The sequence below is a fragment of the uncultured Ruminococcus sp. genome (assembly GCF_946415235.1).
In the GTDB taxonomy this organism is placed as follows: Bacteria; Bacillota; Clostridia; order Oscillospirales; family Ruminococcaceae; genus Ruminococcus.
In genome coordinates, this window is record NZ_CAMKRR010000031.1 from 19,260 (window position 1) to 28,950 (window position 9,691).

11 protein-coding genes are annotated in these 9,691 nt (G+C 47.6%); 3 read left to right on the forward strand and 8 right to left on the reverse strand.

The window, feature by feature from the left end; all coding sequences use genetic code 11:
- Window positions 1–4 precede the first annotated feature (4 nt).
- From Q0R37_RS07855 to Q0R37_RS07870, 4 genes are all read right to left on the reverse strand, one after another.
- Window positions 5–550 (reverse strand): cupin domain-containing protein, encoded by a 546-nt coding sequence (locus tag Q0R37_RS07855; RefSeq protein ID WP_294753099.1) that lies wholly within the window; start codon window positions 548–550, stop codon window positions 5–7.
- Between the two features lie 148 nt (window positions 551–698).
- The gene (locus Q0R37_RS07860; protein WP_294753101.1) at window positions 699–1,568 is read right to left on the reverse strand and encodes a metal ABC transporter permease; all 870 of its coding nucleotides are present in this window, start codon (window positions 1,566–1,568) and stop codon (window positions 699–701) included.
- The gene (locus Q0R37_RS07865) at window positions 1,561–2,283 is read right to left on the reverse strand and encodes a metal ABC transporter ATP-binding protein (RefSeq protein WP_294753103.1); all 723 of its coding nucleotides are present in this window, start codon (window positions 2,281–2,283) and stop codon (window positions 1,561–1,563) included. Before Q0R37_RS07865 ends, Q0R37_RS07860 begins: the two co-directional genes overlap by 8 nt.
- Complete coding sequence (locus Q0R37_RS07870) at window positions 2,284–3,255, reverse strand: metal ABC transporter substrate-binding protein (RefSeq protein ID WP_294753105.1); 972 nt, start codon at window positions 3,253–3,255, stop codon at window positions 2,284–2,286. It abuts the gene before it with no gap.
- 214 nt (window positions 3,256–3,469) lie between these two features.
- Between Q0R37_RS07870 and Q0R37_RS07875 the strand changes: the two genes are divergently transcribed.
- Window positions 3,470–3,934: a hypothetical protein gene (locus tag Q0R37_RS07875; protein ID WP_294753107.1), complete on the forward strand. Its 465-nt coding sequence runs from the start codon at window positions 3,470–3,472 to the stop codon at window positions 3,932–3,934.
- Window positions 3,935–3,969: 35 nt separating this feature from the next.
- Here Q0R37_RS07875 and Q0R37_RS07880 read toward each other — a convergent pair whose 3' ends face one another.
- Window positions 3,970–5,394 (reverse strand): glycoside hydrolase family 16 protein, encoded by a 1,425-nt coding sequence (locus Q0R37_RS07880; protein WP_294753109.1) that lies wholly within the window; start codon window positions 5,392–5,394, stop codon window positions 3,970–3,972.
- Window positions 5,395–5,708: 314 nt separating this feature from the next.
- Between Q0R37_RS07880 and Q0R37_RS07885 the strand changes: the two genes are divergently transcribed.
- The gene (locus Q0R37_RS07885; RefSeq protein ID WP_294753111.1) at window positions 5,709–6,374 is read left to right on the forward strand and encodes a hypothetical protein; all 666 of its coding nucleotides are present in this window, start codon (window positions 5,709–5,711) and stop codon (window positions 6,372–6,374) included.
- 49 nt (window positions 6,375–6,423) lie between these two features.
- Here the strand turns inward: Q0R37_RS07885 and Q0R37_RS07890 are convergent, their stop codons facing one another.
- Genes Q0R37_RS07890 through Q0R37_RS07900 form a run of 3 tightly spaced genes read right to left on the reverse strand, consistent with a single transcriptional unit; the run spans window position 6,424 to window position 8,768 of the window.
- Complete coding sequence (locus Q0R37_RS07890; RefSeq protein WP_294753113.1) at window positions 6,424–6,954, reverse strand: flavodoxin domain-containing protein; 531 nt, start codon at window positions 6,952–6,954, stop codon at window positions 6,424–6,426.
- A 14-nt stretch (window positions 6,955–6,968) separates the two neighbouring features.
- On the reverse strand, window positions 6,969–8,234 hold the full coding sequence (locus tag Q0R37_RS07895; RefSeq protein WP_294753114.1) for an O-acetylhomoserine aminocarboxypropyltransferase/cysteine synthase family protein: 1,266 nt from the start codon (window positions 8,232–8,234) through the stop codon (window positions 6,969–6,971).
- Between the two features lie 27 nt (window positions 8,235–8,261).
- Window positions 8,262–8,768: an HD domain-containing protein gene (locus tag Q0R37_RS07900; RefSeq protein WP_294753116.1), complete on the reverse strand. Its 507-nt coding sequence runs from the start codon at window positions 8,766–8,768 to the stop codon at window positions 8,262–8,264.
- A 460-nt stretch (window positions 8,769–9,228) separates the two neighbouring features.
- Here Q0R37_RS07900 and Q0R37_RS07905 point away from each other — a divergent pair.
- Window positions 9,229–9,691: Glu/Leu/Phe/Val dehydrogenase dimerization domain-containing protein (locus tag Q0R37_RS07905; RefSeq protein ID WP_294753118.1), on the forward strand; the 463-nt coding region annotated here is incomplete at its 3' end.

The following is a 9,691-nucleotide window of genomic DNA, read 5'->3' on the forward strand; positions in this document are numbered from 1 at the left end:
CTTATTATTCAGCGATCATTGTCAGGAATCTTGCCTTGGAATCTCCAACGCAGCGCTGTCCGTGAAGATATGTGGGATTGAAGTAAATAGAGTCTCCTTCATTGAGGATTATTTCCTGATCCTCAAATACTACTGCGATAGTGCCCTTGAGGACAAGATTGAATTCCTGACCCGAATGGCTTACAAGCTTTGCAGGCTCATCGGATGGTTCAAGTGTGACTAAAAGAGGCTGCATTACCTTATCGGCATAGCGGAAAGCAAGATCCTTGAAGCGGTAGCCGGGGAAACGGCTTATGCTTCTGCCCTTACCGCGTCGCACGACCTGGAAAGTGTCGATGCGGCTGGGTTCGCCTGTGACGAGCTCATTAAAATCGACTCCGAATTTATTTGCAATCTCATAGATGACGCTTATTGGAAAATCTCCGTTCTGTTCATAGCCTGCATACTGCTCCACTGATAGTCCGAGCTCCTGAGCAAGCTTTTCCTGTGTGTAGTCGCACACCTCGCGCAGTTCTTTGATACGTGCTGCGATCTCATTAATGGTTTCCATAGCGCAACCTCCTTTTAAAATAAATGTATACATCTTTAATGATACCATATTTTATGGTGTTTTGTCAAGACTGAGGGTGATTTATGATAAAGAAAACACTTTCACCTTTAAAAGTGAAAGTGTTTTGTGGTTTTTTACAGTTCCGATGTTATTTTCCACGCTTCAGTGCGGCTGAGACTATGCAGAAAGCAAAGAACACGATGATATCGGCAGAAACTATGGTAGAGCCTACGGGAGTTTCCGCAAGTATCGAGATCATGATGCCGAAAAAAGCACAGAGCAGCGATATCACCACGGAGCAGATTATAACGCTGCGAAAGCTCTTGAATACTCTCATTGCCGAAAGTGCGGGGAAGATTATGAGAGCCGATATCAGCAGCGAGCCTACGAAGTTCATGGCGATAACGATTATGACCGCTATTACCACCGCAATGAGCAGATTGTACATATCCGATCTTATTCCCGTAGCCTTTGCGAAGCTCTCATCGAAGGTCACGGCGAATATCTTGTTGTAGAATATAAGGAATACAGCTACTACTACGGCCGACATGGCAATGCATATCCATACATCGGCAGGCTTGAGGGTCAGTATGGCTGTTGATCCGAAAAGGGTGCTGCACACATCGGCGGTAACATTGCCCGAAGTCCTGCCGCTTCCGCTGCGGGCAGCTATATTCATGAGCATATAGCCGATAGCAAGAGCCCCTACAGATATCATGGCAACTGCCGCATCGCCCTTTATTTTTGTATTGCTGCCCGTTCTCAGGAGGAGAACAGCTGAAATGATAGTCACAGGCATGATAATGAGCATATTATTGGTTATCCCCGCCGCAGTAGCCACTGCCATGGCGCCGAATGCCACATGGGACAGTCCGTCGCCGATGAACGAGAAGCGCTTCATTACAAGGGTAACTCCAAGCAGGGAGGAGCATAATGCGATAAGAAGCCCGACTATAAGAGCGTATCTTACCACAGGCAGCTGAAATGCCTGGTGAAGCTTTGAGAATATATCACTCATTATCCTCACCTCCCATTACGGATATGAATGCCTGACCTATTTTACTGGTCATGTAGTCCTCTTTGGTGCCGAAGAAGAGCTGCTTTCTGCCGATGTGGAGTATATGCGTCGCATATCTTACGGCAGCGTTCATATCGTGGGATACCATTATGACTGTGATACCGTCCTTTTTGTTGAGGCTGCCGATAAGCTCGTACATCTCGTTTGCAGCCTTTGGGTCAAGACCTGTCACGGGCTCGTCAAGTAGTATCATTTTCCTTGCGGCGCAAAGAGCTCTCGCAAGGAGGACTCTCTGCTGCTGACCTCCCGAAAGCTCGCGGTAGCAGCGCTTTGTCAGGGGCTCTATCTCCAGCCTTCTCATCATGTCGTGGGCCAGCTTCTTTTCATCCTTATTATAAAAAGGCCGCAGACCGCAGCGGTTCATGCAGCCAGAAAGGACTATCTCACGGACGGAGGCGGGAAAGTCCCGCTGTACCATTGTCTGCTGTGGGAGATATCCTATCTCGTTTTTGCCCACATCTTCGCAGAGCTCCACCTTGCCCTCAAGGGGCGGCTTCAGACCGAGGATAGCCTTTATCAGCGTACTTTTTCCCGAACCGTTCTCACCGACTATGCAGAGGTAATCGCCGCTGCTGACGGTAAAATCCAGGTCTTTTGTGATGATGTCGCCCTCATATCCGAGAGAGACATTTTTGCATCTGAGCAATGCTCCCATTTATACAAGCACCTTCTTAAGAGTATTGAGGTTTTCTTCCATAAGTGATAAATATGTAACGCCGCTGTCGATGTCCTTCCGAGTTACGGACTGCAATGAGTTGAGCGTCTCTATGTCGGCGTTTCTGCTTTTTGAGTTGTCGATTATGGACCTTGCAATAGAGTCGTCGGAATTTTCGAGTATGAACACTGTCCCGAGCTTAAGCTCGTCAAGCTTGCCTGCAAGAGTTGCCACAGTCTCGAAGCTTGCGTTTGTCTCCGCAGAGCAGCCTGCAAAGGCAGCATAGTAGTCTATTCCGTAATCGTCCACAAGATAGCGGAAAGGGAAACGGTCGCCCACAAGTATGGTCCTTGAGGCGGAGCTTTCAGCCATTTCCGTGTATTCAGCGTCAAGAGCCCCGAGCTTTTCTTCATAGCTGTCAAGGTTTGAGCGGTATTCGGCGGAATGTGACGGGTCGGCTTCGCATACTGTATCGCAGATGCTCTGACAGAGGAGCTCCGCATTTTTCAGTGAGAGCCATATGTGCTCGTCGTATTCGATGCCGTCCTCTTCATCTTCATCTTCGGCAGCCATGCCCTCTTTGGTCTCCTCTTCTTTCAGCCTCTGACCGAGAGCGTCAAACAGCCTTAATACCTTTATGTCCTTGTTTCTGACGTTACCAACGGCGTCGTCCACCCATGTTTCGGACTCTCCGCCCGAGTAGATAAAAACGTCGCAGTCCGAGATAGTGAGCATATCCTGCGTGCTTGGCTGATAGTTGTGGATATCCGCGCCGCTGCCCAGGAGATATGTGATATCGGCATTTTCAGTGCTGCCGATGATATTCTTTGTCCAGTCGTATTCGGCGAAATTGGTGCAGACGATGCTGAGCCTGCCGTCGTCTGTACTGCGGCTTTCAGCGCAGCCGCTCAAAGAAGCAGCCGCGATCACCGCAGCTGCCGCAACAGAAAAAACTTTACTGATGAAATTCATTTGTTAGCTCCTGATATTGAATTTGATAATCATTTTCAAATTATATTATACTTTATTTAAAGGAGTCTGTCAATAGCTATGCGTTAATTTCATATAACTACCTTCACTTTCCGCGGTAAATGAAAAAATGGTGATATTTTCAGCGCTATACTTGACATTGGGAGCAATTTCATGTATAATATCCTTGTAAAATTTGATATAGGGGGGCGGTATTATGCCGAAAAACACAAAAGACAAAGAGCTCGATAAAATGTACAGGGATCTCCTTGAGACAAGGAACTCGGCTCGTTCAGCATCAAAAAGTGAAGGAAATCGTCTGCTGACCTTCTTCATAGGACTTCTTCTCCTTGGCGGCGGTCTGTTCATGGTATTCCAGAATATCATGGTCGAGAGCTCATGGGGACTGGGAGGATATTTCTTCAGGATAGGTAGCATAGGACTTCCCAACGGACTTATAATGCTTCCGATAATAGCGGGAATAGCCATGCTGTTCCTTATGGACAGGAAGATATTCGGCTGGGTAGTGCTTTCCATAGGAATAGTCATAGTGCTCCTCAGCGTAATGCTCACCACACATCTGAGATGGCGTACAACCAATGCATACGTATTCATTGTCATGTTCGGCATGGTCGCAGCAGGCGGCGGAATGGTCCTCAGAGAGCTTTTCAGGAAAGATTGAAAAAGTAAGACCGTACCTTATGGTACGGTCTTTTTTTAATCCCACATTATATTATAAATAGTCACCTCATGCGCTCCGAGGGAAGCGGCATTGTCGATATTTCCGAGCTGGAACTTTATATCCGCGGCCATATCGCTCTCAAAAGTGACATCGAAGCTGAAATGCTTCTTCTCGGGAGATATTTCCACTTTTTCATTGAGATATCTCGTGTAGGAGCTGTCCTCGGCTGTTACTACCATATTTCTCGGTACTGTAGAGCTCACATCAAATGAGAGGGTGTGCTTTTCGCCTGCTTTGACCTCTCTCGCGCGGAGAAGTCCCATTACTGCGTATTCGAGCTCTCCAGCATTCTGTATATCCACAACTGTGCAGCCCTCTTTGTTGGCTACGGAAGCCTCGGCTCCCTCGATATAATTATCGAGAGAAAGGGAGGTCATCTCTGTGGGAACGAAATCGGAGCCCTTTTTGTCGTAGACACGGACATAGTCGATGTCAAAGTGCTTTTCTCCGTCGGCAAATGTGGCAGGATCGGCGTAGATACCGTCTATACCATCAAAGTGTCCGCCGACCGCAAGGTTGAGTATCACGTAGAAGTTCTGATCAAAGGGTGCAGGATAGCTGAAGCCCTCGGAGTACCATTCAGACTGGGTGCTGTAGAGGATATCGTCAACATACCAGCGTATCTCGCCGCGCTCCCATTCCACGCTGTAGGTATGCCAGTTCTGTGTGCCGTCGCCGTCCGAGAAATTGAAATCGTTGGTGAGGTAGGTGTTTGCAGGCCATGCACCGCCGAAGTGTATGGTTCCGCATATCTTTTCAGGAGTGCTGCCCCAGCCCTCCATTATGTCTATCTCGCCCGATGAAGCCCAGCCGCCGTAAGCACTGTCCTCGGGGAGCATCCATATAGCAGGCCACAGCGATCGTCCCGAGTCGCACCTTGCGCGTACTTCTATCCTGCCGCCGCATACCGAGAATTTATGCTGAGTGTTTATACGTGCGGAGGTGTAGTCGTAGCTGCCCTGCTTTTCGTCCGTCAGGCTCTCCTTTCGGGCAACAATGGTGAGGATGCCGTCCTTTACTGCGGTATTCTGCGAGGTGTAGAACTCCTGTTCATTGTTTCCCCAGCCGTTGGTGACATAATTTCCGCTGTCGTCAAGCTTCCAGTTTCCGAGCTCGCAGGACCACTTGCTCTCGTCAAGCCTGTCTCCGTCAAACTCGTCGCTCCATATGAGCTCATAGCCGTTTTCAGCGGGAGCTTCGGTCTCGTTTCCGAGGAGAAAGTCTGCCAGTGTGCGGAGCTCCTCTGCGGAGGCGCCCTTTTTTCTTGCACTTATCATGTCAAATATATCAACTGTACCGTCACTGTTGAAGTCTGATTTTGAGCTGCTGCCCGCATATGCCGAAAACGGCACAGAAGCAAGGAGGATAGCAGCTGCTGCCAGTATTTTTAAAGCTTTCATAGTCAACTCCTGTTCCGTGCAGCAGAAAGCTGCGTTTTACGACCTGATTTTAACATAAAAAAACTCGTGTGTCAAGCTGTACACCCCGTTTTATTGTTCAAAATGACTGCTTTTCTTTGGAAAAGAGATGAATAATGACTGCAATTCGGCGACTTTTTTGTATTTCTATTGCAATCATAAAAGCTCCGTGATATAATGTACCATGTTGCAGGGATATGATCTTTCGGCAAAAAGCGAAAATACCCCGAAAATCGGAAATTACCTGCGTAAACTATAGTTGTTTGTAATAATAACGATCCTATGGAGGTCTTTTTATGAAGAAAATTATTACGTCAATAGCTGCCTGTTCGCTTGCGGTATGCGCTTTAGTATCATGCGGCAGCAAATCCGACAGTGCAAAGGGCAAGAAGAAAACTGCCGATATTGTCGGAAAGTGGGCTCTGAGCGGCGTTGACAATCAGGAAGTCGAAAGCGCGGGACTTATCTTCCATGAGAACGGAAACGGTTCCATGTACGAAGACTCCTCATCCATGTTCCATTTTGAGGACGAGGGATTCAGCCTTGGCGGTTCTGTAATATCAAATGATTACGTCAAGGAGGAGGGTGACACCGTTACGGTAGATGTAATGGGTGAGAAGATCCTCGTAATGAAGAAGCTCGGCGGTAACGACGGCTACTACGGAAAGTACAGCCTTGAGGGCGGAAAGCTTTACGATAACTTTGCAGACAGCATGAAAGAGGAGACCGAGCAGAACGGCAAGCCTCTCGATATCACTCTGAACTTTGACGGACCTCACAGTGAGTTGATCTTCAATAACATCTTCACATACACTATCGACGATAAAAAGCTAAATATCTCGGGCTCTTCGTCAATATTCAACAGCGACGGAGCTGCTTTGTCGGGAGACTACACAATAAACGGCGATACGCTCACTATCACCGATTCAAAGAAAACGGATACTCTTACAAGAGTTGAATGATATATAAAAAAGCAGCAGGCAGATACGCACAAGTATCTGCCTGCTTTTTTCAGCCGTTTATGTAAGCCACGATGGGCTCGATGTACTTTTTGTCCGTATAGTCGCAGGAAGAAGCAACGTGCTTGATCATTGCCTCATCTGCCTCGGTCTTGTTCTTCTTGCCCTTGAGCATTGCCGCGAAGGCCTTCATGAGCATTTTTGAACCGAGGGACATCTTTTCGTATGAGAGACCGCCGACGCAGTAGAAAGCCTTTGCGTACTTTCTCTGCTCCTCGGTAAGAGTCTTGTCGAGCAGGCCCTGTATGCCCGAGTATTCTGCAGGACTTGCTCCCACGCCGAATATGGCAAGCTTCTTGCACTTCCACTTGTCTATCCTTGATGTGAACCAGTCTGCCTTGGCTATTTTTTCCATAGACAGCCAGCTTCCGAAGATAATGGCATCAAAGTCATTGAAGAAGCTGTCGTCCTTTTTGGAAGCTTCCTTCATCGTGAGAGTCGTGCCGCCGAGGGCTTCTGCCAGCCATTCGGCGTATTTCTGCGTGAAGCCCGTCTGTGAGAAATATACTATCAGTGTCTTCATGATATCTTACCTTTTCATATAGCAGCGAAAGCCTGCTTGAGGTCGTCGAGGATATCATCGACATTTTCAAGTCCTACTGAAAGTCTGATAAGACCGCCGTTTATGCCGCAGGCAACCAGCTGCTCGTCGGTGAGCTGACGGTGAGTAGCGCTTGCGGGGTGCAGAACACAGGTGCGGATATCAGCAACGTGTACCTCGTTTGAAGCAAGCTTGAGTGAATCCATGAACTTTACGGCTGTATTCCTGCCGCCCTTGATGATGAAGGAGATAACGCCGCTTGTACCGTCGGGGAGGTACTTCTTTGCAAGCTCATGGTACTTGTTTCCTGCAAGTGCGGGGTAGTTTACAGACTCTACCTTGTCATTGCTTTCGAGGAACTCTGCAACTGTCTTTGCGTTCTCGCAGTACTGTCTCATACGGATAGGAAGTGTTTCAAGTCCGAGATTGAGATAGAAAGCCGACTGAGCCGAGGGATAGCAGCCGAAGTCTCTCATGAGCTGCATTCTTGCCTTGATGATGTAGGCAGCCTTGCCGTAAGCCTTTGTGTAGATCGTTCCGTGGTAGCTCTCGTCGGGCTCTGTGAACTCGGGAAATTTGCCGTTTGTCCAGTCGAAGTTGCCCGAGTCGATGATAACTCCGCCGCCCTGTACTGCATGGCCGTCCATGTACTTTGTGGTAGAGTGTACGATTATATCAGCGCCGTGCTCAAAAGGTCTGCAAAGGATAGGAGTCGGGAAGGTATTGTCGATAATGAGCGGAACACCGTTCTTGTGGGCTATATTTGCAAACTTTTCGATATCGAATACGGAAAGTGCGGGATTTGCGAGAGTTTCGCCGAATACAGCCTTTGTGTTGGGCTTGAAGGCTGCCTGTATCTCCTCCTCGGGAGCATCGGCGTCAACGAATATGCACTCGATGCCCAGCTTCTTCAGTGTGAAAGCGAAGAGATTTACGGTGCCGCCGTAGATAGTAGCGGCAGATATGAAGCTGTCTCCTGCCTTGAGGATATTGAGCAGCGAGAGAAGAGAAGCTGCCTGACCGCTGGAGGTACACATAGCTCCGACGCCGCCTTCGAGGGCGTTGATCTTTTCCTCGACAGCCATGACCGTGGGGTTCTCAAAGCGTGAATAGATAAGGCTCTTTGTAGGATCATCGAATACAGCAGCAACGTCGTCCGTTGAGTCGTATACATAAGTAGTGCTCTGAACTATGGGAACTACTCTCGGCTCTGTATTCTTTGGGGTGTAGCCTGCGTGCAGGCATTTTGTTTCGATCTTCATTGTGGTGTGACCTCCGTTAAATATATGTTACTGCGTTTTTCTGCGGATCATTCTCTGTACTCTGGGTACGAAGAATTCCAGAACGGCGCAGTACTTGTCTATGAAAGTGATTACGTATGTCTCCTTATAGCCGGGCTTGGACCTTGTAATGGGCCACATATGCTTTTCTATCATATCCCGTTCGAGCTTTGTGATAGCGGTTATCTCCGCAGCGTTGGCACAGGCCTCCAGCGAGTGCTTTCTGCTGTGGGACGCCTGCCCCTTTGTCTTTTTGGAATTGTACTCTTTGCGGTCGTAATAGAAAAGATCGTGCATAAGTCCTGCCCTTGCAGCCGAACGGGCGTTGAGACTGAACTTCCTGCAAACTATATAGCTGTAATAGGAAACATTGATGCAATGCTGAAAACGGGTAGTGGAGACATGATGACGTATGGATTTGAGCTCCTGTATCTGCCTGCTTTCTATTATATCGCTTACGCAGTCATAGTAGCTGTTATCCGTCAGCTCCTTTGCAGAGCAAATGGCTTTAAGCATAAGCAAAGCCTCCTTATATAATGATTTCCCTCTCATTATACATTCCTGCTATATGGATATTATACATTATTTCTGTAAAAAAATCAATACAAAATCAGCTTTTTTTAGTGATTAGAGATTAGTGATTATAATGTCTGTAGGGAACGCCGCCCTCGGCGTTCCGCAAAATAATAATGTAGGGGCGGATATTATCCGCCCGCATCCTTAGTTCTTAGTTCTGAGTTCTAAGCGCTTCGCGCTGTAAACCATATCTCACAAAAGCGAAGTATGATAATTATGAAGTCCTACAAAAATATGGAAAATATAGACAAAAAATCCGTACCCGATTTGTGCAGTGGACACAAATTAAAGAAAAATTAAAAATTCACCGCTTTAAGGTATTGCAAAATGCGTAATGTAGTGTTATAATCAATAATGGACTGCGATATCCGCAGAATTTAACAAAGGAGGTTTTTTAACAATGGCGTTAAAAAATCAGTATCTTATCGATTTATTAGAAACAGTTAAGAAAAGAAATCCGGGCGAGCCTGAGTTCATCCAGGCTGTAACAGAGGTCCTTGAAACTCTCCAGCCTGTTGCAGAGAAGAGACAGGACCTTATCGATGCAGGCGTATTCGACAGAATAGTTGAGCCTGAGAGACAGATCATGTTCCGTGTTCCTTGGGTTGACGACAACGGCAAGGTACAGGTAAACAGAGGCTTCAGAATCCAGTTCAACTCTGCTATCGGACCTTACAAGGGCGGTATCAGACTTCACCCTTCAGTATATCTCGGAATCATCAAGTTCCTCGGTTTCGAGCAGGTATTCAAGAACAGCCTTACAACACTCCCCATGGGCGGCGGTAAGGGCGGTTCCGACTTCGACCCCAAGGGCAAGAGCGACGGAGAGATCATGCGTTTCTGCCAGAGCTTCATGACAGAGC

Coding starts and splice junctions, on each gene's coding strand:
- Q0R37_RS07880 (WP_294753109.1), bottom strand. CDS start 5,394: ATGAAAGCTTTAAAAATACTGGCAGCAGCTGCTATCCTCCTTGCTTCT.
- Q0R37_RS07890 (WP_294753113.1), bottom strand. CDS start 6,954: ATGAAGACACTGATAGTATATTTCTCACAGACGGGCTTCACGCAGAAA.
- Q0R37_RS07885 (WP_294753111.1), top strand. CDS start 5,709: ATGAAGAAAATTATTACGTCAATAGCTGCCTGTTCGCTTGCGGTATGC.
- Q0R37_RS07900 (WP_294753116.1), bottom strand. CDS start 8,768: ATGCTTAAAGCCATTTGCTCTGCAAAGGAGCTGACGGATAACAGCTAC.
- Q0R37_RS07855 (WP_294753099.1), bottom strand. CDS start 550: ATGGAAACCATTAATGAGATCGCAGCACGTATCAAAGAACTGCGCGAG.
- Q0R37_RS07875 (WP_294753107.1), top strand. CDS start 3,470: ATGCCGAAAAACACAAAAGACAAAGAGCTCGATAAAATGTACAGGGAT.
- Q0R37_RS07870 (WP_294753105.1), bottom strand. CDS start 3,255: ATGAATTTCATCAGTAAAGTTTTTTCTGTTGCGGCAGCTGCGGTGATC.
- Q0R37_RS07865 (WP_294753103.1), bottom strand. CDS start 2,283: ATGGGAGCATTGCTCAGATGCAAAAATGTCTCTCTCGGATATGAGGGC.
- Q0R37_RS07895 (WP_294753114.1), bottom strand. CDS start 8,234: ATGAAGATCGAAACAAAATGCCTGCACGCAGGCTACACCCCAAAGAAT.
- Q0R37_RS07860 (WP_294753101.1), bottom strand. CDS start 1,568: ATGAGTGATATATTCTCAAAGCTTCACCAGGCATTTCAGCTGCCTGTG.